This is a genomic window from Acinetobacter sp. ANC5681, from assembly GCF_023488045.1.
GTDB lineage: Bacteria > Pseudomonadota > Gammaproteobacteria > Pseudomonadales > Moraxellaceae > Acinetobacter.
The window spans coordinates 1-21,202 of the sequence record NZ_JAMFKZ010000023.1 but is presented as its reverse complement, the minus strand read 5'-3'; the positions used below and the strand labels follow the sequence as shown (position 1 = coordinate 21,202).

21 protein-coding genes and 1 pseudogene are annotated in these 21,202 nt (G+C 37.3%); 8 read left to right on the top strand and 14 right to left on the bottom strand.

The window, feature by feature from the left end; translation table 11 throughout:
* Positions 1-31 precede the first annotated feature (31 nt).
* The 8 genes from M5121_RS12370 to M5121_RS12335 all read right to left on the bottom strand — a co-directional run bounded on the left by M5121_RS12370 (position 32) and on the right by M5121_RS12335 (position 5,862).
* On the bottom strand, positions 32-292 hold the full coding sequence (locus tag M5121_RS12370; protein ID WP_241311330.1) for a hypothetical protein: 261 nt from the start codon (positions 290-292) through the stop codon (positions 32-34).
* Positions 293-295: 3 nt separating this feature from the next.
* Entirely contained in the window at positions 296-670 is a 375-nt protein-coding gene (gcvH, locus tag M5121_RS12365; protein WP_249571352.1) for a glycine cleavage system protein GcvH, read from the bottom strand.
* A gap of 97 nt (positions 671-767) precedes the next feature.
* Complete coding sequence (locus M5121_RS12360) at positions 768-1,793, bottom strand: AraC family transcriptional regulator (RefSeq protein WP_249571351.1); 1,026 nt, start codon at positions 1,791-1,793, stop codon at positions 768-770.
* Positions 1,794-1,920: 127 nt separating this feature from the next.
* Positions 1,921-2,361 (bottom strand): MaoC family dehydratase, encoded by a 441-nt coding sequence (locus M5121_RS12355; RefSeq protein ID WP_249571350.1) that lies wholly within the window; start codon positions 2,359-2,361, stop codon positions 1,921-1,923.
* The gene (locus M5121_RS12350; protein WP_249571349.1) at positions 2,361-4,211 is read right to left on the bottom strand and encodes an ABC transporter ATP-binding protein; all 1,851 of its coding nucleotides are present in this window, start codon (positions 4,209-4,211) and stop codon (positions 2,361-2,363) included. The genes M5121_RS12355 and M5121_RS12350 overlap by 1 nt, the downstream gene beginning before the upstream one ends.
* A gap of 260 nt (positions 4,212-4,471) precedes the next feature.
* Positions 4,472-4,870 (bottom strand): hypothetical protein, encoded by a 399-nt coding sequence (locus M5121_RS12345; protein ID WP_249571348.1) that lies wholly within the window; start codon positions 4,868-4,870, stop codon positions 4,472-4,474.
* Between the two features lie 178 nt (positions 4,871-5,048).
* Positions 5,049-5,519, bottom strand: coding sequence for a transposase (locus M5121_RS12340; protein WP_249571367.1), 471 nt, complete (start codon positions 5,517-5,519; stop codon positions 5,049-5,051).
* Positions 5,467-5,862, bottom strand: coding sequence for a transposase family protein (locus M5121_RS12335; RefSeq protein ID WP_249571347.1), 396 nt, complete (start codon positions 5,860-5,862; stop codon positions 5,467-5,469). Before M5121_RS12335 ends, M5121_RS12340 begins: the two co-directional genes overlap by 53 nt.
* Before the next feature lie 662 nt (positions 5,863-6,524).
* Between M5121_RS12335 and M5121_RS12330 the strand changes: the two genes are divergently transcribed.
* Together M5121_RS12330 and M5121_RS12325 are read left to right on the top strand one after the other, a co-directional pair.
* Positions 6,525-6,719: a hypothetical protein gene (locus M5121_RS12330; protein WP_004662441.1), complete on the top strand. Its 195-nt coding sequence runs from the start codon at positions 6,525-6,527 to the stop codon at positions 6,717-6,719.
* A 127-nt stretch (positions 6,720-6,846) separates the two neighbouring features.
* Positions 6,847-7,585, top strand: a pseudogene (locus M5121_RS12325) (transposase).
* 72 nt (positions 7,586-7,657) lie between these two features.
* Here the strand turns inward: M5121_RS12325 and M5121_RS12320 are convergent.
* Entirely contained in the window at positions 7,658-8,437 is a 780-nt protein-coding gene (locus tag M5121_RS12320) for a ferredoxin--NADP reductase (RefSeq protein WP_249571346.1), read from the bottom strand.
* Positions 8,438-8,555: 118 nt separating this feature from the next.
* Between M5121_RS12320 and tsaA the strand changes: the two genes are divergently transcribed.
* Positions 8,556-9,272, top strand: coding sequence for a tRNA (N6-threonylcarbamoyladenosine(37)-N6)-methyltransferase TrmO (gene tsaA, locus M5121_RS12315; RefSeq protein ID WP_249571366.1), 717 nt, complete (start codon positions 8,556-8,558; stop codon positions 9,270-9,272).
* An 8-nt stretch (positions 9,273-9,280) separates the two neighbouring features.
* Here tsaA and M5121_RS12310 read toward each other — a convergent pair whose 3' ends face one another.
* Positions 9,281-10,552, bottom strand: coding sequence for an MgtC/SapB family protein (locus tag M5121_RS12310; RefSeq protein ID WP_249571345.1), 1,272 nt, complete (start codon positions 10,550-10,552; stop codon positions 9,281-9,283).
* A gap of 230 nt (positions 10,553-10,782) precedes the next feature.
* Between M5121_RS12310 and tfpB the strand changes: the two genes are divergently transcribed.
* Positions 10,783-12,540, top strand: coding sequence for a type IV pilus assembly ATPase TfpB (gene tfpB, locus M5121_RS12305; RefSeq protein WP_087546957.1), 1,758 nt, complete (start codon positions 10,783-10,785; stop codon positions 12,538-12,540).
* A gap of 138 nt (positions 12,541-12,678) precedes the next feature.
* Here the strand turns inward: tfpB and hemP are convergent, their stop codons facing one another.
* Positions 12,679-12,849, bottom strand: a complete 171-nt coding sequence (hemP, locus tag M5121_RS12300) for a hemin uptake protein HemP (RefSeq protein WP_249571344.1) — start codon at positions 12,847-12,849, stop codon at positions 12,679-12,681.
* 175 nt (positions 12,850-13,024) lie between these two features.
* On the opposite strand from hemP, the gene M5121_RS12295 reads away from it, so the two are divergent.
* Positions 13,025-13,936, top strand: coding sequence for a thiamine phosphate synthase (locus M5121_RS12295; protein WP_249571343.1), 912 nt, complete (start codon positions 13,025-13,027; stop codon positions 13,934-13,936).
* Positions 13,937-13,945: 9 nt separating this feature from the next.
* Here the strand turns inward: M5121_RS12295 and M5121_RS12290 are convergent, their stop codons facing one another.
* Both M5121_RS12290 and mrcB read right to left on the bottom strand, forming a co-directional pair.
* Positions 13,946-14,515: a tetratricopeptide repeat protein gene (locus tag M5121_RS12290; RefSeq protein WP_249571342.1), complete on the bottom strand. Its 570-nt coding sequence runs from the start codon at positions 14,513-14,515 to the stop codon at positions 13,946-13,948.
* Between the two features lie 19 nt (positions 14,516-14,534).
* Positions 14,535-16,949, bottom strand: a complete 2,415-nt coding sequence (mrcB, locus tag M5121_RS12285) for a penicillin-binding protein 1B (protein ID WP_249571341.1) — start codon at positions 16,947-16,949, stop codon at positions 14,535-14,537.
* A 234-nt stretch (positions 16,950-17,183) separates the two neighbouring features.
* Between mrcB and M5121_RS12280 the strand changes: the two genes are divergently transcribed.
* Entirely contained in the window at positions 17,184-18,092 is a 909-nt protein-coding gene (locus M5121_RS12280) for an NAD(+) kinase (protein ID WP_034601775.1), read from the top strand.
* Positions 18,089-18,361, top strand: a complete 273-nt coding sequence (locus M5121_RS12275) for a YeaC family protein (RefSeq protein ID WP_005159772.1) — start codon at positions 18,089-18,091, stop codon at positions 18,359-18,361. Before M5121_RS12280 ends, M5121_RS12275 begins: the two co-directional genes overlap by 4 nt.
* Before the next feature lie 210 nt (positions 18,362-18,571).
* On the opposite strand, the gene M5121_RS12270 is transcribed toward M5121_RS12275, so the two are convergent.
* On the bottom strand, positions 18,572-19,567 hold the full coding sequence (locus tag M5121_RS12270; RefSeq protein WP_249571340.1) for a glycosyl transferase family protein: 996 nt from the start codon (positions 19,565-19,567) through the stop codon (positions 18,572-18,574).
* A gap of 249 nt (positions 19,568-19,816) precedes the next feature.
* Between M5121_RS12270 and M5121_RS12265 the strand changes: the two genes are divergently transcribed.
* Positions 19,817-20,962, top strand: a complete 1,146-nt coding sequence (locus tag M5121_RS12265; protein ID WP_249571339.1) for an acyl-CoA dehydrogenase family protein — start codon at positions 19,817-19,819, stop codon at positions 20,960-20,962.
* Positions 20,963-21,202 lie beyond the last annotated feature (240 nt).

The window sequence follows — 21,202 nt, the reverse complement described above, 5'->3', positions numbered from 1 at the left end:
TTTTTAGCCAAATCTCTTGAAGTTTTTGATATTAATAACCAACCCATACAGTGCAATTAGGATAGTGCTCTTTAATAGAATAAATAGCTTGTTCTACTCTAATATTATTTGTATGTTCCAAAGAATGAGTAAAAATTGTGATATCGAACCCTGAGCGACGTAAAGTAGTTATTTCATTACTCGATACAACTTCAGCTGATACCCATAGCGGAATGCTATAGGTATTTAGTTTTATAAAACTCTCATACCCTTGACGGTTTGTTGCTAGAAAAACCGAAGAAGAAATTTCCAAGAATTATAAACCTGATTCGTATTCGCTATTTGAAAGTAATTTTTCAACATCAGCCATATTGTCTGGCTTAATCTTATAAATCCAACCTTTACCATAAGGCTCTTCATTAACAAAATCTGGATCATCTTCAAGTGCTGTATTGACTTCGACGACAGTACCTGAAACAGGTGCATGGATGTCAGATGCAGTTTTGACTGATTCAACAACACCTGCTTGTTCTGTTGCAGTCACATGACTACCGACTTCTGGTGTTTCAACGTAAACTAAATCACCTAACTCCACCTGAGCATGGTCACTGATTCCAGTAACAACTAAATCACCTTCGATTCTTACCCATTCGTGTGTTCGTGCATATTTTAAATCTGCTGGATGATTCATGACAACTCCTTAAACAATCTGTCGTATCATTTTATTTGGCTTTATACAGGTTTTTTAGTTAAAACAAAAGTGTTTATAAATGAAGCACTTTGCAATATTACAAATAAGGGTCTTTACGCCAGTTACTCGGACTGCGTCCACTCCACCGCTTAAATGCACGGCTAAAATTTGCTACATCAGAATACCCTAATTCATCAGCAATTTGTTCTAAACTATAATCTGTTCTAGATAGTAAAGATGTTGCATGACGATAGCGTACTTCATCTACCAAGGTAGAGAAGGATGTACCTTCAGCTGCTAGCTGACGTTTGAGAGTGCGATCTGACACATGCAGAAGCTCAGCAACACTCTCGATGCTTAAATAATGCTGTTCTGAATTGGTTAAAATATCACGTACACGCATTGCAAGGCGACGACGTTCGCCTAAAGCAGAAAGTTCAGTTTCACACTGATTAATTGCAATTTGGCTGGCAATTGGATCTGCATTGACCATTTTTAAACCGAGATATTTTTTATCAAAACTCGAAATTAAATGTGGCTGATTAAAACGTACTGTACTGGTTAATTTATCACGATATTTATCAAAGCCCGCAGGCTCAGGGAAATCTAAATCAACTTCACTCTTTAAGTCTTCAATTCCTGTCAAGGCTTTGGCCATGGTCATAATACCAATCGTTAAACCTAAGATAATTTCAGTACGTAATGGTTCAACTTCAATATCACATTGTAGTTGTAAGGTTGCTTTAGATCCAAAAGTAGAAAAGTAAAGTTGTAAAAAAGGTAAGCGTAATTGAATGAAACGGCTTGCAAGTGCAATTGCATCGGTAATGTCATGCGCAGTCATAATGGCATAACCAATAAAACCGTGAATAGAAATACGCATTTGCGTACCTAGGTGAAATCCTAATGTACTTTCACCTGTTAAACGCAAGGAATGTTTAACTAATTCATTCGCAATAGGCGTAGGAATTCGATAATTTGGGTCAGCTAATTGCTCACTGGTTAAATGAAAAGGAGCAAATAAGGTTTCATCGCTATATCCCCAGCGTGAAACAACATCTAATAGCAATAAGCCATAGACGCCTGGTATACCTTGATCTTGACGAGTTGAAGTTGTTTGCATGTACTTTCCGTGGCGCTCATCAATTTTGCCAATATCTTTTAAACATTTAAGTCTGAAATATCTTTACACGAAATAAAATAATCAATCATAAAAATTGTTGGACAAAAGAGTCATCCAATCTCCAAAATTAAGCTGCTTTTCTAAAGACCATTATTTTGGTTGTTGATATTAATAGCACATCGCCATGTTGGTTCAAAGCTTGCGTAACGTAACTGACGATACCGCGATCGGTTTTGGTTTTAGACGGCACGATTGCCGTAATTTCAACTTCTACATGTATCTTATCGCCAACACGTGTTGGGCGGGGCCAGCGTAAACTGGATTCTGTTCCCACGAGACCACCTGCGACAGGAAAACATTCAGTCCATAAACGCATGGTGACTGCCGAGGTGTGCCATCCACTTGCTGCCAAACCCTGAAAAACAGGATGCTGTGCGGCCGCTTGCTCATCCAGATGAAAAGGTTGCGGGTCATATTGACCAGCAAACTGTTTCACCTCATCAAGTGTCATTTCATATTCACGGCTGATGAAATGATCTCCAACCTTTAAGTCTTCTAAATACAACATTATTCTGTGTCCTGAGCCACTACTTGCTCCTCAACTAAAAAACCACCTGTCTGACGTTTCCATAGCTGAGCATACAAGCCATCATTTGCAATAAGCTGCTCATGTGTACCTTGTTCGGCAATTTTGCCCTGATCAAGCACAATGAGGCGATCCATCTGGGCAATAGTAGATAAACGGTGTGCAATTGCAATGACCGTTTTGCCAACCATTAAGTCATTTAAACTGCTTTGAATGGCTGCCTCGACTTCTGAGTCAAGTGCGCTAGTGGCTTCATCCAAGATTAAAATTGGTGCATCTTTCAGAAAAACCCTTGAAATTGAAATACGTTGACGTTGCCCACCAGACAGTTTTACGCCACGCTCACCCACATAGGCATCAAAGCCAACACGACCTTTCATATCGGTTAGCTGTGGAATAAATTCTTCCGCTTTGGCTTTTCTGACAGCCTGTTGAATTTCAGCTTCAGTCGCATTGGGGCGGCCATATTTGATATTTTCAGCTACCGTACGATGTAATAGAGAAGTATCTTGAGTGACCAGTGCAATATTTGCACGTAAACTATCTTGTGTAACATCATGGATGTTTTGTCCATCAATCAAGATACGACCCTGATTAATATCATAAAAATGCAAAAGTAGCTGAATAAGGGTAGATTTACCCGCGCCAGAACGACCAACAATACCTATTTTCTCACCAGGCTTAATCGTAAGATTAAAATGATCAATTACATTTTTTTGATTATAAGCAAAACTAACATCTTCAAAACGAATTTCACCCTGTTGAACTTTTAGTTCAGTTGCATCTTTTTTATCTTGAATCTGGATAGGCCTACCTAAAGTTTTCATACCATCTTGAATGGTACCAACATTTTCAAACAGCATGGTGATGTGCCACATGATGAATTCCGCTAGGCTATCGAGTTTTAAAACCATCGCCGTGGTTGCTGCAATTACACCAATAGCAGCTTGACCTTGTGTCCATAACCAAACAGAACTACCAATCACGCCAATAAAGAGAAAAGCACTGAGTAAACGAATGCTGATTTGGTATTTCACAGCTAAGCGCATCTGTTTATAAACAGTGACCATAAATTCTTGCATGGACTCTTTTGCATACTGACTTTCACGACCAGCATGTGCAAACAATTTCACAGTTTGAATATTGGTATAAGCATCGGTAACGCGTCCAGTCATAATAGCGCGCGCATCTGCCTGTTGTTGTGAAACTTTACCAAGACGAGGAATGAAATAACTGGCAATCGCGATAAATAAAATCAGCCATAAAAGCAAGGGGATGATTAAAACAGGTGAAATAGAGCCTAATACAAAGCTAATCGTAATAAAGTAAATCAGTACATAAACCAACATGTCACCAAGGATCATCCAAAACTCACGAACTGCTAATGCAGTTTGCATAACTTTGGCAGACAAGCGGCCAGCGAAGTCAGTGTGGAAAAAATCTAAGGTTTGTTGCAACAATAAGTTATGGAATAACCAGCGCATACGCATTGGAAAATTACTAAATAACACTTGGTGTTTGACGATAGATTGCAAACTTACGAAGAAAATATTTGCGAATAAAATACTTATGAGAATAGTTAGATTTTCATGATTCGTTTCTAAAAAGGTATTAGGCTGACTTTTAGTGAGCCAATCAACTAGTTTACCAATATAAGAAAAGAATAATGCCTCAAAGCACGCTGCAGCAGCTGTACAAGCAATAAGTAAAAAGAGGAATGGTCTGACTCCTTTCGTTGATTGCCAAACAAAAGCAAAAAAAGTAGTCGGTAATGGTTTGTTTAAATCTTTCGTTGGGTAAGGATCAACTAATTTTTCAAACCAACTCAGCATTACACTTATCCTCTGATGAAACTCTAATTCAGCTAGTTCAGTAGCATATCAGAAAATTAGCTTTAGAGATGAAAAGAGCGAATGTCGCGTAGTTCAAAAAAGGATAATTAAACTTGCAATTTAATTTCGAAAATACTTTATCTCAAATAATATTTGTTATTAATTTTTTCTTAACAAATAATATGGTAAATGAAATTGCTATGAAACTGTCGCATCTCATGTTTGAATTTGCCGATCATTAGCAATCTAAATGGTTGATATTAACGAATGGTGTAAATGGTATCGAAGTTAACATCTACTGAACAAATAAGTAAATTACAAATTAAATTATTGTTTAGTAAATTTGAAATTTGATTACTTAGATTCATTTCAAATGCCGTTAATTCTCTCATGATTATTTGGCATGCGTTATTAAATTCATGAATATTCCAGTCTTTATTAAATAAAAATTTTATAGCGTTTAAATTGTTTAATTCATACATCAAGGTGTGATGAAGTGAGAATCCTTTATCATCAACTATATTTGAACTTTGGAAGAGAATTGGTTCGAGTTGATTCGCTTTGATGAGCATTAATGAATCAATTATTTTGTTTCTAAGCTCATTATTTAAGCTATTAAAGAAACCAAAAGAAAATGTTGCAATGACCGCAACATCCATCCAAAGTGTAGATTTATGACTCTTTTTTCTAAATGAAGTTCTATAAATTCAGATTGATTTCCGATATTCTCAGTTTGGGAGAAAAATGAGTAATCTTTTTCATTTTTGAATTTTATTGCTGAGTGAGGCATCTTCTAACTCATTATTACATTAATTAACAATAGACCTCTTTCATAAATCATTTTTTACTCAGTTCCAAATTATAGATCCCAGCAATTAGATTGAATCTCAATCCCAATCTTTTTCCTCGATTGCGATATCGCTCAGAAAGGATTTTGAAGGTTTTCAAACTACCAAATACATGCTCAATGCCAATTCTTCTTTTGTTAATTTCTTGATTGTAAAGCTTTAGCTCAGGATCTAGTTTGCAACGTTTTTTTGCTTTTAAGGGCAATAGGCTATTTCGATACACTGTGTAAATCCCTTGATAACCCTTATCTGCAAGGATAAAGGCACCTGCAGGAATCTGATTCAAATTGCGTTTGAAAAGTTCGAAATCATGTACAGCACCACGACTTGTGCATAAACTCAGAATTTGCTGAGTTTTATAATGAACAATGGCTTGAACTTTGAAAGTATGTGCCTTCTTCTTACCACTATAGCTTTTCTTCTGTTTTTTTAGGCCTTTGTATTGGAATTTCTGTGGTATCTACGATCACAACATTCCAGTCAATACCTTCGCCTTCAGGCAAATGCTTTGGTAAATTAAATAAATTGGACTTGATGAGGCAGTCCTCTACATGGTGTACGATTCTTGAAGCAGTGGGCTCTGACACCCCATAACTTGCTGCGACATGGAATAATGTTCGGTATTCACGCCAATAGCTTAAGCATAAGAGAATCTGATCTTCTTGGTTTAATTTAGGTGGTCTACCTTTGGCAGGAACATGCATTTTCAATTGCTCAACCATTAAATTAAAGGTTGACCATGATATGCCGGTATATCGCTTAAACTGTGTTTCAGAAAGCTTCTTTGAATCGATGTATTTCATTCAAAGATTATGCCTGAATGTTTAAGATTCTTCGGTACAAATAATCAGCAATAGATAGGTCGTTTTTTGATTTATGAAAGAGATCTAATATTGATACATAATGATTTTTTTAAATCAAAATTCAATAGGTTTTATTAATATTTATTTCTTTTGATTGGTTATTGATCCGAAAATGCCTATTTGATCAATCTTTCTATTCGGAGAGTTATAATAAGTTAATTATATTAAATTAATATGAAAGGTATTTAATAATATTTAAAACTTAGGGTTATTATCTCATTTTTTATAGAAACTGCGAATGAGATCTAAGTTTTGTATTCAAATAACTATTAGTAGGATAGAAAATTTCTGTCTTTTCCCCACAAGTGTTTAGGAGATAAAACTGATATAAGTGAAAGACATTTTAGACGTATGTTGAACGAGTCGGTTTGATACAAAAGATGGGAAACCTAAGCGAGTAGTTAACAGGCTACGGATTGGTAATGGAGAGGAGTGTACCCACTTAAAGTTCTATTTGTTTCATAGAGGAAGAGCAAGACACTACATTAGGCAATTATTTAAAAATTCATTTGAGATACAGCTTTTACAGTGAAAAATCAATGCATGAAATGTGATATAAGGCGTATACTCAAATTAACCATTACAATCACATAGGATTAGAAATGCTTCTTAAATTTGCGATTCGCTTTATGGCTGTCCTCCTTTCAGTACTTATCTTGGCTGCTATCGTTATTCAGTTCTTCTTCTCAAGCAAATTAACCACAGATTTGTGGATTATTGTAGTTCCTGTGATCTTGGGTATTCCAATTCTTACCTCAGTCGTCATTGCTAAAGACGATGAGTTAAGCATTCAGTGATACATACATGAATAATTAAAGTAATTATTTAAAAAGCCCATGCCAATGGGCTTTTTTCTTTGTACACGACAAAAAAGATAACTCATTGAAATAATGGCATAATACTTGTTTTTTGACGACGAATATGATAAAACATTTCAATGAGTTACATCTCATCTTAAAACAAATATCTAAAGTGGAACAAGTCACATGTAAAATGTTTTACACTGATTATGATTGCATTAATTGTAAAACAGACATGTAATCTTTCTTCTGCATCTAAAGCCTTACCCATCAAGTGCTTACCACAATCATTTTATCGACGTATACAACGCTTCTTTGCAGATCAGTATTTCGATTATCGTCAAATTTCTCAGTTAATTTTCAATATATTTTCATTCGATAAAGTCCAATTAACTTTGGATAGAACTAACTGGAAATGGGGAAAACGAGATATCAATATCTTGATGTTAGCCATCGTCTATCGTGGAATAGCGATACTTGTTGTTTCTCCTATGTTTAATGCTTCAGCTATTGGTGATTATGCATTACGCTGGGAAATCGAAACCTTATTTAGTTGTCTCAAAGGACGTGGATTCAATCTTGAAAATACTCGTTTAACAGACCCTAGACGAGTCAAGAAATTGATAGCAGTGCTAGCTATCGGTTTCTGTTGGTGCTATTTAACAGGTGAATGGCAACATGATCGAAAAAAAGCGATAAAAATAAAGAAGCATGGACGACTTTCAGTAAGTTTATTTCGCTACGGTTTGGACTATGTTCAAATGGCTATTCTACGTTTGATTGGTTTTGGAAAAAAAGAAGAATTTAAGAAAGTGCTCGCAATTTTAAGGAAGAAAAAGCCTGATAGGACAAGGGCCCTATGAAATTTGTCGTGTACAGAGAGATAAAAAGAAACCGAGGGATCGCCTCGGTTTCTTTTATATCGTTATTGACGTTTATTTTTCAACAAATGCACGTTCAATAACATAATCACCCATTACACCCATACGAGGGGATTCAACTAAACCATGTTGGTCAAGTAAAGCAGCCACGTCTTTTAGGAAAGCAGGGCTACCACAAAGCATTGCACGGTCAGTTTCACGATTGAAACGTGGCAAACCAATTTTTTCAAATAATTGACCAGATTCAATTGCGGTTGTAACGCGACCTTGGGTGTGGAAAGGTTCACGAGTCACTGTTGGATAGTAGATTAATTTATCTTTGATACCCAATTCTTCAAAGAACTCATTGTTTGGTAGTTCATTTAAGATTAAATCTTGGTATGCAAGCTCTGATACATAACGCGTACCGTGAACCATGATCACTTTTTCAAATTTTTCATATGTTTCAGGATCACGTAATAAAGCCAAGAATGGTGCTAGTCCTGTACCTGAAGATAACAGATATAGGTTTTTACCTGGCAATAAATCATCATGTACAAGAGTACCTGTAGGTTTTTTAGAAATAAGGATTTCGTCGCCCACTTGTACTTTTTGTAAGATAGAAGTGAGTGGACCATCTTGTACTTTAATTGAGAAGAATTCGAGTTCTTCTTCATAATTCGCACTCGCAATCGAATACGCACGCATTAAAGGCTTACCATTCACTTCAAGTCCGATCATCACAAACTGACCATTTTTAAAACGTAAGCTTGTATCGCGCGTGGTTTTAAAACTGAAAAGCGTGTCATTCCAGTGGTGAACATGAGTAATGCGTTCAACGTTAAAAGCAGCCATTAAAGGTCTCGATCACAGTTAAAAGAAACAGATTGCTATTCTAATCTAAAATCATTCTCTATAAACTGAATATATTTAATTGTGTTTATAAGAAAAAGTGATGAGCAATTCTGTGGTCATGCCGATCATCGGTTATATGCATTCTCCTTATCAGGAGAAATTTGGTATTCCAAGACAGCCAAATTTGGTGCAGGTGGAGTCCTATATAGAGTTGTCAGAACCTTATAATGATCTTTCGGCATTTGAGGGAATTGAAGACTTCAGTCATTTATGGTTATTGTGGCAATTCCATGATAATAAAAATACTGATAACTCCTTGAATCAAATGTCTAAATTTCGTCCACAAGTACGTCCACCTAGATTAGGTGGTAATCAAAAAATTGGAGTATTTGCAACGAGGAGTATGTATCGTCCATCTCCTATAGGTCTGTCGGTCGTTCGCTTTTTACGTGTTGAAAAATGTGCTAAGAGTGTTCGAATGTATGTGACGGGAAGTGATTTACTCAATAAAACTCCAATTTTGGATATTAAACCTTATATCCATTATTCAGATGCTGTGATGGATTCAGTCAGTGGCTATGCGCAAGACGAGCCGATTCGAAAGCGTGTTCTATGGAGCGAATTAGCACAATCAATTAAGCACAAGTTCATTCAAGAGAATGACACTCAGCCGAAAATCTTTGATGAGTTAGAACAAGTTCTATCTTTAGATCCACGGCCTGCTTATCATGATGATGCGAGTCGAATTTATAAAATGAAGTTTTTCACGTTCGATGTGAGTTTTAATGTTGACGATGACAAGATCAACATATTAAAGCTTGAAACTCTCAATTAGCATTGATATTAGTGTTGCTGCATCCAGAGCATGATAATTAACACAGTCATATGTATGATTTGGGCTGGAATAAAAGCAAGAGCAAATTTATATCCTCCTGTTAGCGCAGCGTTGATACTTTTCGCTAAAGCATGGGCAGCGAGTCCAATCATTAATGCAATCATAAGTGTTGTTGCTTGAACGGTATCAGGCTCTGCTTGGACAACGATTGCAGCAATTGCCGCATGTATTTCAAAAAGAGATGCGATTAATGTACCTAAAATCAGACCTGAACTACCGAGCCAAAGGTTGAGAGCATATACCGCGGCTTGAATTGCTGATAAGGCAAAAGTAATAATGATGGCATTTTTGAAGCTGAACATGCGGCTGTTATCATTGGTTGCGATTGTTTCACCATCGCCAATAGATGTCCGCATCAAATATAAAGCCCAAATAGATAGAACGATGGTAGAAATGATAGTTGGCAAAAATATGATTTTGAACCAAGCCAAGCTAATGCTTGCAACAATAATGAGCATTTGAATAAGCGTAGATACGCAGGACATCAAGGCAGCACCAGCATTTACATGAGGGTTCGCACCATTGTTACGAACTTCCATACCCAGATTTGCGATAGTTGCTGTGCTTGAGACAAAACCAGATGCCAAAGCAGAAAATACGATTGCATTTTTTGATGATAGAAGTCTTTTGGCAAAATGTGCTAATGCTTGTACAAATAGTATGAGGCTTAATAATTTCAAAATTGTATAGGGATTTAATACTGGTCCCCAAAATGCTTGGTTAGGTACTAAGGGCAGTGCAATCAGTATTAAAGCCAGTAGTAGCACGCCATCCCTTAATTCACTTTCATTAATCCACTGGTTTGCGAGCCCGTGAAGTGATTGTTTCGCAAAAAGTAGAATGGTCAGCGTCACTGCAAGCCCAGCAGCTAAATTGATATTCCATATGCAAACAGCACCAATGAAATAGGTCATTATGAGTGCAAGTTCAGTCGTCACACCAGGATCATCGGGTTGATTTTTAAGTGATGCAATACTTATAGCACCAATTAAAATTGCCCCCGTAATTCCTATTTCTAAATTAAATAAAAAGCACAGTGTTCCTAAAAGAGAGCTAATTGCAAAGGTTCTAAAACCAGCAAAGGTTTTGGTCTTATGTTTAGCTTTGCTTTGTTCTCGTTCTAAACCGATCAATAATCCACAACCGAGCGATACAGCAAAGATCATCATTAACTGATTTAAAGCCGTATTTTGTATTGATAAATCAAGTAAATCAGTCATGTCATATCCTTTCGCTTAGAGGATCATCGTTATTGTTTAGGCAAAATTGAGTTGAATTTATATACTTTAAAATTGCATAAATGCATCGCTCTATCTTAACCCTTTTTACTTTTATGGCTAAGTTATCTATATGTTTTTTAAAGTGCATTTAATCATTATTGAGTCATGAAATGATCTGGGAGATTTCAATAAATCTCTGTTATATTATAGAAATAGCTTGGGGTATAACAATGACGTTTAATTTTCAAATCGATATTTTTTGGTGCTTAGAACAATTACAAAAAGATGGACGAATCACTGAACGGGATAAATTATTAGTACAAACAACACATCGTCAAAAAGATGAATTGAAGTGGCATCCTTTACAGTGGGTTGCAAAATTTAATCTGAAAGATCAATTAAATCAAGAAACCATTTTAACACTCAATCGTCTATGTCTATGGTTAGCTGAAAAATCGCATGTTCCTTTGTTTGTCATTGATCCTCTAAAGGCTGATGTGACGGCATTAACCAGTGTTATGTCTCAAGAGTTTGCAGCTCGAAATCATATTTTGGCAGTAGAAGTTCACTCTGATCGTATTTTAATCGGTACAGATCAGCCGTTTATGATGGAATGGAAAAATAATTTAGAAAGAAGTTTGAGCCCAAAAAAAGTTGAAGCTGTACTATTAAATCCAGAACAGCTACAACGTTATTTGATTGAATATTATCAAGTTAGTCGAGCGGTGAGCTCTTCTCAAGGCACAAGTGCTTTTGACCGTGACAATAAGGGGGTCGAAGCTTTACTGCAATTAGGCGATACACAAAACCCTGATGCCAATGACCAGCATATTGTGAAACTGGTTGATTGGGTATTGCAATTTGCTTTTGAGCAGGGTGCAAGTGATATTCATTTGGAGCCTCGCAAAGACAAAGGCAAGGTACGTTTCCGTATCGATGGTGTGTTACATACTATTTATAACATGCCAGCCAATACGCTTACAGCAGTGATTTCCCGTATTAAAATCTTAGGTCGTATGAATGTTGCGGAAAAGCGTAAGCCTCAAGATGGACGTTTAAAAACACGTACACCGAAAGGTCAAGAAACGGAATTACGTCTTTCTACGTTGCCAACTGCTTTTGGTGAAAAGTTGGTCATGCGTATTTTTGATCCTGAAGTATTAGTGCGTAGTTTTCAGCAATTAGGATTTGAAGGGCATTTATTACACAGTTGGCAGCAACTGACACAGCATAGCCACGGTATTATCTTGGTGACGGGGCCAACAGGTTCAGGTAAAACCACAACGCTATATTCGTCTTTAAAGCAATTAGCAACTGAACAAGTGAATGTCTGTACCATTGAAGATCCGATTGAAATGTTGGAACCAAGTTTTAACCAGATGCAGGTGAATCCAAATATCGAACTTGGTTTCGCCGATGGTGTTCGCGCACTGATGCGTCAAGATCCTGACATTATCATGGTGGGAGAGATTCGTGACCATGACACCGCAAATATGGCGATTCAAGCAGCATTAACAGGACATTTGGTTCTTTCAACTTTGCATACTAATGATGCACCTTCAAGTCTGACCCGTTTGCATGATTTAGGCGTACAACCATTTTTAACTGCAGCAACGATTTTAGGTGTTCTAGCACAACGTTTGGTGCGCCGACTCTGCCCACTTTGTAAGCAAGAAACGGCAATTAATGAACAAGAGTGGGAGCATCTTACTTTTGATTATATGATGGATATGCCAACGACGATGTATAAAGCAGTTGGATGTGAAGCATGTCGCCATACAGGTTATAAAGGCCGTGTAGGTATTTATGAATTTATGCCAGTAAGTTTAGAGTTGAAGTCTATTATTAGTGCTCATGGCACACTGAATGATCTGAAAGCACAATCCAAGAAAGAAGGTGTTGAGCCACTGCGGATTGCAGGTGCACGCAAAGTCATTGAAGGTGCAACCACGTTAGAAGAAGTATTGCGTGTTGTTCCTTTAAGTTAAGCAAATTATTGATCTTCAGATTCACCTCATCTTCATTTGTTTTAAAGAGGTGGTCCCACTTGTTTGATCAAACAAAAAAAGCAGTACGCGCTGACATACTGCTATTTCCACGTTTATTATTATGCGGTTGTTATTATATTACTTCGTTAAAATCAGACGATTATTACGTGTTAAACGCAAGCGGTATTCTTCACCCGCATGCATTATGCGTATTTCCCGACCTAAGGCAAAAAGATTATTGGAATGCAACATTGGCAATGAATGAGCTGCATCTGTGCTACGTGTAAATAGGTTAAATGGTGCGTTCATTTGTTATGCTCCGTGGTGTGTTTTTTAGTGATTTAAATGATAATCATTATCGAATAGGCCTGTCAATGTAAATTTCAAGAATTTACAAAATCATTGATTATTGATGTTTTTAGCATGTGAAATTGTTGTTAAATTCATTAAAATTATTGTGAAAAAATAGAGATATTAGACTGTTATGGCAAAAGCTATAGTTGATGTTGCGATTGCAATTTTACTGCATAAATCTAAAGTGTTAGTGGGTTGGCGACAAGCAGATCAACATCAAGGTAATAAACATGAATTTCCTGGTGGAAAAGTCGAATTAGGGGAATCACCTGAACAAGCTTGTCGTAGAGAGATTTATGAGGAAGTAGGCATTGGTTTAAAAGAGTGGCATCCGTTTGATATTATTCGTCATGAATATGAAGATGTTATTGTTAATTTACATCTTTTTCATGCACACGTACCTGAGGAAATGCTCAATCAAATTCATCAACCTTGGACTTGGTATCAACGCGATCAACTAGCGAGTTTAAACTTTCCTAAGGCAAATGCTGTAATTCTGGAACGCTTAATCTGGTCTCATTTGATTAAGATCAGTGATCAAATTGATGCTTTACCACATCATAATTTTCAAATGTATTGGCGCATCCCAACAGCTGAAATTGAACAGATTGAACAGCAGTTAGAGATTTTAACTGATGAACAATTACAAAAAATTATAATAAATACTGATATTTATCAAAATATGAACATGGTTCTACAGTCTAGAGTGAAGACAATTCATCTTAAACAATCACAATTAATGGCACTTAAAAAAGGTGAATTGATTGTTGGTAAACGTTTTATTGCAGCCTGTCATGATGCTGTTTCATTACAACATGCACAGCATATAGGTTGTGATGCCGTATTTTTAAGTCCTGTGAAAGCGACTGAAACACATCCAAATGTAAAAGTATTGGGTTGGAATGATTTTGCTGCATTAGCTCAGAAGTGTGATATTCCAGTTTTTGCTTTAGGTGGCGTAGCACCTGAAGATTTAGAACAAGCCCAAAAACATCATGCTTATGGGCTTGCAGGGATTCGTCAATTTAGTTCAATTAATTGATCAAACTTGTTATAACGCTTGAATGGCTTTTTTAGCTTCTTGAGCTTTTACTGGATGATTCCGTGCTTCACTCGCTCGGAGCACAATAAACCAAAGTTGTTTTTTCATCGAGTTACTTTGCGCATAGCTTAAACCACGACGTGCCAAAGCTTCCGCATTTGCATATTGTTTGCGTTGGTCTGCAATCAGTGCCAAATACAAATAAGTTTCGGTCGCTTGGGGAGCAATACGTTGAGCTTGAAGAGCATAACGTTCTGCTTCCGCAAGTTGCTGTTGCTTATAAGCGACTTGGGTTTTTTGCATTAATGTTCTAAATGCTGGTAATTGACTCCCATCATTGAACTTTTGCTGTACTTTTTGCTCAGGTACAACCACTGGTACGTTTTGACGCTTTATTTCTTTCTGCTCATACGGCGTAATTTTTACATTCGATGCGGGCGGAGCAGTTTTCTTTTTCTGCGTGTTTGACGTACTTGGCGGTTCTCCCAATTTAATTACCACTTTTTTATTTGGAGGCGGTGCTGAATTACAACCTGCAAGCAGCAATATAACAATCACAATCGTTATTTTCTTCATCATATCCAATCATCCTTGTAACTTAGTTTTCACCGCTATAACTACCGCTCGAAATCACACGTGTAGAATTATGATTGGATAAATCGGTGTCCATTTGATTTTCACTTTCTCGAATATAATTGGTATTAGTATTGCCATCACCGTAATGATCCCCCTGAGTGTCTTCCTCGGATGGGATATTGGTTGGTTCAACTTCATAATGTGATTGGCCGCAGAGGGTTGCACGACGAGGTACAGTTTGTCGAAGTAGGGGAATATACATCGCGCCATCACAACCCTGCGCCGATAAATCACCAGTTGCACTGTCTATCCATTGCCATTCTACATTGTCAGTTTGACGAAGATTGACGGGTTCTTGACGAAGCTGTTTCATTACATTGGTCCAGACAGGTAATGCGCCTGAAGAACCTGTGAGACCAGTAACTTTATTATCGTCCAGACCTAACCAGACGACAGCGACATGATTGCCTGAATAACCAGCGAACCATGAATCGCGTGTATCATTGGTGGTGCCAGATTTACCAGCTAAATTTAAGGTTTCAGGTAAGCTGCCATAAGCTGATCGTCCAGTACCTGAACGCATAACTTGTTGCAAACCATAGTTCAAAATATAGGCAGCAGCAGGATCAATCGTTTGTTGAACATTTAAGCTATAACGTTCAAGCAAATGTCCTTTTGCATCAACAACAGTACGAATAGAGCGAGGAGGATATTTGAAACCACCTGTTGCAAAGTTGCCATAAATGCCAAGTACTTCCATTGGGGACATATTTACTGCACCCAAATAGATAGATGGATAAGCTGGGATATTTGAACTGACACCAAATTGTTTTAGCTTATTTGAAAATGATGATAATCCAAATTCATTTCCTAAACGAACAGCAGATAGGTTATATGAATTTGCCAAGGCTTGTTGCATAGGTACAACACCGTGTTCACCACCACTATAATTTTTTGGTGTCCAACTCTTATCGCCTTCTACTGGAATATTAACAGCGCTATCTTCAATCGGACTCGCCCACGTATAACGTCCAGATTCGATCGCATTTAGATAAATAATTGGTTTTAACAACGAACCGACTTGACGTTTAGCGTCTAGTGTACGGTTAAAGCCAGTAAAATCTTGGGTTGAACCAACAGCAGCAACCAATTCACCATTCTCAGGATGGGCAACAAGCACAGCACCTTGTAAGTTTTTCAAACGTGCTGGATTTGCTTTTGCTAAACGTTCAACAGAGTCTTTAAAAGCATTTTGAACTTGTGTCTGTGCAATAGGGTCAAGCGTTGTGAAAATTTTCAAGCCTTGATTGGTAATATCACTTTCTTGATATTCTGTACGTAATTGGCGACGTACGATATCAAGGAAATCTGGGAATTTTGCAGGCCCTAAAGTTGGTTTACTCACAATATTTAAAGGACGTGAGATTTCATCTTGATATTCTGTTTCGGATAAATAACCCATCACCATCATATTGTTTAATACAACATCACGGCGCTTTTTAGCCGCTTCAGGATTACGCCAAGGATTATATAAAGTTGGACCCTGTACTAAACCAACCAAAAAGGCCTGTTGGGAAATATTTAATTCACTCAGAGGTAAACCAAAATAGAATTGTGAAGCTAAGCCATAACCGTTAATTGAGTAATTACCATTTTGACCTAAATTTACTTCATTTAAATAGGCTTCTAGAATTTCATCTTTGCTGTAATGCAGCTCAATCAACAACGCCATAAGAGCTTCATTGACTTTACGTTTGAGCGTTTTTTCTGGTGAAAGATAGAAATTTTTAACTAACTGTTGGGTTAATGTCGAGCCGCCTTGACGTCGACCACCTGTTGCATTACTGACTAAGGCACGTGCTGTACCTCGAATAGAAATACCATGATGGTGATAAAAATTTCGGTCTTCTGTTGAAATTAACGCTTCAATTAGTGTTTTTGGTACTTTATTCAGCTTAATGAGGACACGGTCTTCATTATGTTGTGGATAGATACCACCGATTAATAGAGGTTCTAAACGAGCAATGCCTGTGCTAGAAGGTTTAGTGGAACGAATTTCACCAACTTGACCTTGATTGAAAGCAATCTCAAGCACCTGTTCAGGTTCATTACTATCACCATAGTCAAAACCACGTGTATGAACATACATTTGGTTGCCTTGAATGATGTAACTTCCTGATTTTTCATAGTTCGTGGTATTTTTATAGCCCAGTAATTTTAATTCTTGGACAAAATTATCTTGAGTAATGGGTGCATTCGCATAGATTTCTAATGGACGAGCAAATACCTTGGCTGGAATATCCCAACGCTGACCTTCAAATTTATTGCGAATAATATTATCCAAACGGATCAGATAGATACTAAAGGCAATAAACACACCAATCACTAAAATTGAAAAAATTAGTGCTAGAAAACCAATACCACGTTCACACTTCATAGACTTGCGTTAAAACCGAAACAATGTGAGTAATGATGCGATAGCTTATTGTCATTTTGCAATCATAAAACTGTGAATAAATAGCAACATGCAATAAAAACTTTCAGAAGGTGTTGACATTAATCGTATAGAAAAACAACGAATAGGCATTTTTATACTTTTTAATCAATCATCAACGAAAATTTGATTGTTAATGATATGATAGTCAATAGTCGCGGTGGAGCTGAGTTATTCGTGCAAATTTCACATAAATCCTTTCGAAATATTGGTCTAATTGGGCGACCAGATAAGAATTCTGTAGTAGAAACGTTATGTTTAATTCATGATCATTTGATCACTTTAGGCTTAAATCCCGTTTTTGATCAGGAAACAGCCAAACTTGTACCTTATAGTTATGGTCAGACCGTGAGCCGTAATTTATTAGGTGAAGTGGTGGATCTGGTGATCGTTGTGGGTGGCGACGGTTCTTTACTTCATGCGGCACGTGCTTTAGTCAGATACAATACACCGGTTATTGGGATTAACCGTGGTCGACTCGGATTCTTAACTGATATTAAGCCGGCAGAAGCAATTTTTAAACTGGATCAGGTACTACAAGGTCAATTTCAACTAGATCGACGTTTCTTGCTCGAAATGGAAGTCCGTACCAATAACGAAACCATTTATGATGCAATTGCCCTAAATGATGTAGTGTTACACTCAGGTAAATCGGTTCATATGATTGATTTTGAGCTCAGTATTGATGGGCAATATGTCTATCGTCAGCACAGTGATGGTTTAATTGTCTCAACACCAACAGGCTCGACCGCTTATTCGCTTTCAGGCGGTGGGCCAATTTTGCATCCAAGTATGGATGCGATCGCACTCGTACCAATGCATCCACATACATTATCATCTCGTCCAATCGTTGTCGGTGGGCAAAGTGAGATTAAGATCACCATCCGTGAAAATCGTGTCTTACCGATGGTGAGTGCGGATGGACAACATAGTGTTGCATTAAATGTAGGTGATACGGTGCATATTCGTAAACATCCGTTTAAACTAAGCTTATTACATCCACCTGGTTATGATTTTTATATGGCTTGCCGTACTAAACTGGGCTGGAATCAAGATTTTGAATCTTTTCAACAGGATGACTCATGAATATTGAACAAATGCTCGCTATTTTAAATCCTGAAATTGTTGAGCGCCTGAAAACTGCTGTTGAAATTGGTAAATGGCCAAATGGTATTGCATTGACCAAAGAGCAACGTGAAATTTGTATGCAAGCTGTTTATGCATGGGAAATGGAAAATTTACCAAAAGAACAGCGCAGTGGTTATATCGACCGAGGTACGAAAGAAGAAGGTGAAGAGTGTGATGATGATCATCACAAAAATGAGCCTGAATTTAAGCCGATTCGTTTTGTTTAGTTAATATAAGTAGTATTTAAAGCGATGATTTTAATAAAGTCATCGCTTTTTATTACGCTGTCTATTATTGATGTAATGTCTTTAAATAAAATACTGATTACTTTAACGAATAATTTAATGGTTGCTCTTTATATATTTTATTTTTAGGATCAAAAAGATATAGTTTTGTAGAAAAGGTGATTTAAAAAATCACCTTATTTATTTTTTGGTTTAAAAACGATTGTCCCAAAGCTCTTTTGCTTTAATCATTGCTTCATCATAACTATTCACAGCACCTATGGTATACAAAGCAATTCCCATCGTTTCGATCACTGCCATTTCGCCATATTCATGCTTTTGCTCACCGAGCCAAACTTCTTTAAATACTGCTAGATCAAGTTCTTCTTCAATTGGGCTGCGGTCAGGTGTTAATTTTGGTAGCTCGTGTTCATATAGCTCGCCGTTTTTAATCCCACAAATTAAGGTTTTGGCATCAGGATTACGCTCAAACTCACCACCTTCACCTTTAATCACAGCACTATTTTGATAGCCTAAACGAAAAGCGGTGTGTTGATGAGAAGTCCGATAAGCAGGGTGGAAAATTGCCTGTAAAGTCGCTTTGGCGTTAAACGGATTAATTAGACGAGCAAGGGTGTGAATTGGAGAACGTAAACCCATCACATTGCGGAGTGAGATCAATTCACTCAGAATTGGTGAAATGGCTTCAAGTGGCAAAAATGCAAAATTATTTTGTTCAAGTTGTTTACGGACATCTTGCTCATTCTCACAAATAGAATAGCCTAAGTATTGTAAAACTTGTTCCGTATAAACACGGTTAATGGTATGACCCGATGCGCCGTGCATCACAATTCTATAGCCATGATGAGCCAGTGTTAATGCCGCCAATAAAAACCACGGATAGTGCTTACGCTTGCCTGCATATGATGACCAGTCAAGATCGACATCAAGTGGCTGAAAATTGAGTTGATCACGTGTGGCTTGAACAAAACCAGCCAATTCATCGACAGATTCTTCCTTAACACGTAAAAGCATTAAGAATGCACCCAACTGAACATCCAAGACTTCATCTTTTAAAATCATGCTAAATGCTTGATAGGCTTCTTCATAACTGAGCGAACGAGAACCTGTTTTCCCTTTACCCAAGATACGAACATACTGAGCAAAGGGGTGTTCTACAGTTTTATAAATATTTCGTTTTGTATTCATGATCGTATGAGAAGTCTTCGCCAACAATAAAAGGAATATGACATAAAAGTGACGTATTTAGCGTAAAAAAATATGAGGAGCTGTCTAATCAATAAACAATTAGCGTTTGCTTATGCCGAGTGCAAACAAAATTATTGACCGAATCAGTCTAGTGATTTGATGTAAACGGAACATGACATCCAATCTAAAAATCATTAGCATGGCTGCAAATCGAATTTTTAAAAACAATGAAAGCGAAAGGAAATAATGATGTTAGCTTACGATGCAGATTTGGAACTCTTCCGTGATAACTTTAAACGTTTTATGAGCGAGCAAATTGCACCTCATTATGATCAGTGGGAACGCGAAGGCATTATGCCACGTTCAGTTTGGTCTTCATTGGGTGAAAATGGCTTTCTCTGTGTAGATGTACCAGAAGAATATGGTGGTTATGGTGTACCAACCCATTATTCATTAATGTTAGTTGAAGAATCTGCACGTGCGGGTTATTGCGCATTATCAACTGCAATTTCTTGTCATTCTGAAATTGCGGCACCGTATATTCAACATATTGGTACAGAAGAGCAAAAACAATATTGGTTACCAAAAATGGTATCAGGTGAGGCAGTTGGTGCAATAGGTATGACCGAGCCAGGTGCGGGTTCTGATTTGCAGGCTATGCGTACTAGTGCAATCCTACAAGGTGATCACTACATTCTAAATGGATCAAAAACATTTATTTCAAATGGTCAACATGCGGATGTTGTTGTTCTTGCAGTAAAAACTGATCCACAAGCACGTGCTAAGGGTGTGTCGTTACTACTGGTCGATACTCATCTCGAAGGTTTCAAGAAAGGTACTAACCTCGATAAAATTGGCTTGCACTCGCAAGATACGTCTGAATTGTTCTTTGATAATGTCAAAGTACCAAAAGATCAATTGCTTGGTAATGCTGGTTCTGGTTTTGCTTATTTGATGCAAGAATTGCCTCGTGAACGTACAGCAATTGCATCTACAGCTTTAGGTGCAATTCGTGGTGCAATTGATTTAGCTACTGCTTATGTAAAAGAGCGTCAAGCATTTGGTCAGGCAATTTCGCAGTTTCAAAATACGCGTTTTGTATTGGCTCAAGCGAAGATTGATGAGTTGGCAACAGCAGCTTTCTACAATCAGAACGTAGAGCTTTATATGGAAGGTAAGTTAGATGTTGAAACGGCTGCTGCACTGAAAAGTTTCAGTACAGATATGCAAATGAAGGTATCTGATAACTTACTTCAGTTATTTGGTGGTTATGGTTATATGACTGAATATCCAATCTCACGTTTCTTTGTTGATGCTCGTATTCAGCGTATTTATGGTGGTACCAACGAGATTATGAAAGAAATCGTAGCTCGTGGATTGATTGGTAAATCATAAGCCGACTTTGATATCCTAAGCCTGCTTTTAGCAGGCTTTTTTATTGTTCTTCTGTTGAATATTGAATCACTGGATAAGTTTTCTGTTTAGGGAGCTTTTGTAAAGCACGATTGATATCAAGCAGAAATTTATCTGCTTCATCTTGGTTTGGCCAATGATTGATGTGTGCTGAATTAGCAGGAGACTTTCACTTGGGAGATTCTAGGCAGCTAACCGATAAAAGTCTTCTGCCATTTGATT

Excerpts from the sequence above, each read along its gene's own strand:
- gcvH (WP_249571352.1), bottom strand. The coding sequence starts at position 670 with ATGAATCATCCAGCAGATTTAAAATATGCACGAACACACGAATGGGTA.
- M5121_RS12360 (WP_249571351.1), bottom strand. The coding sequence starts at position 1,793 with ATGCAAACAACTTCAACTCGTCAAGATCAAGGTATACCAGGCGTCTAT.
- M5121_RS12355 (WP_249571350.1), bottom strand. The coding sequence starts at position 2,361 with ATGTTGTATTTAGAAGACTTAAAGGTTGGAGATCATTTCATCAGCCGT.
- M5121_RS12350 (WP_249571349.1), bottom strand. The coding sequence starts at position 4,211 with ATGCTGAGTTGGTTTGAAAAATTAGTTGATCCTTACCCAACGAAAGAT.
- M5121_RS12345 (WP_249571348.1), bottom strand. The coding sequence starts at position 4,870 with ATGGATGTTGCGGTCATTGCAACATTTTCTTTTGGTTTCTTTAATAGC.
- M5121_RS12335 (WP_249571347.1), bottom strand. The coding sequence starts at position 5,862 with ATGAAATACATCGATTCAAAGAAGCTTTCTGAAACACAGTTTAAGCGA.
- M5121_RS12330 (WP_004662441.1), top strand. The coding sequence starts at position 6,525 with ATGCTTCTTAAATTTGCGATTCGCTTTATGGCTGTCCTCCTTTCAGTA.
- M5121_RS12320 (WP_249571346.1), bottom strand. The coding sequence starts at position 8,437 with ATGGCTGCTTTTAACGTTGAACGCATTACTCATGTTCACCACTGGAAT.
- tsaA (WP_249571366.1), top strand. The coding sequence starts at position 8,556 with ATGCCGATCATCGGTTATATGCATTCTCCTTATCAGGAGAAATTTGGT.
- M5121_RS12310 (WP_249571345.1), bottom strand. The coding sequence starts at position 10,552 with ATGACTGATTTACTTGATTTATCAATACAAAATACGGCTTTAAATCAG.
- tfpB (WP_087546957.1), top strand. The coding sequence starts at position 10,783 with ATGACGTTTAATTTTCAAATCGATATTTTTTGGTGCTTAGAACAATTA.
- hemP (WP_249571344.1), bottom strand. The coding sequence starts at position 12,849 with ATGAACGCACCATTTAACCTATTTACACGTAGCACAGATGCAGCTCAT.
- M5121_RS12295 (WP_249571343.1), top strand. The coding sequence starts at position 13,025 with ATGGCAAAAGCTATAGTTGATGTTGCGATTGCAATTTTACTGCATAAA.
- M5121_RS12290 (WP_249571342.1), bottom strand. The coding sequence starts at position 14,515 with ATGATGAAGAAAATAACGATTGTGATTGTTATATTGCTGCTTGCAGGT.
- mrcB (WP_249571341.1), bottom strand. The coding sequence starts at position 16,949 with ATGAAGTGTGAACGTGGTATTGGTTTTCTAGCACTAATTTTTTCAATT.
- M5121_RS12275 (WP_005159772.1), top strand. The coding sequence starts at position 18,089 with ATGAATATTGAACAAATGCTCGCTATTTTAAATCCTGAAATTGTTGAG.
- M5121_RS12270 (WP_249571340.1), bottom strand. The coding sequence starts at position 19,567 with ATGAATACAAAACGAAATATTTATAAAACTGTAGAACACCCCTTTGCT.
- M5121_RS12265 (WP_249571339.1), top strand. The coding sequence starts at position 19,817 with ATGTTAGCTTACGATGCAGATTTGGAACTCTTCCGTGATAACTTTAAA.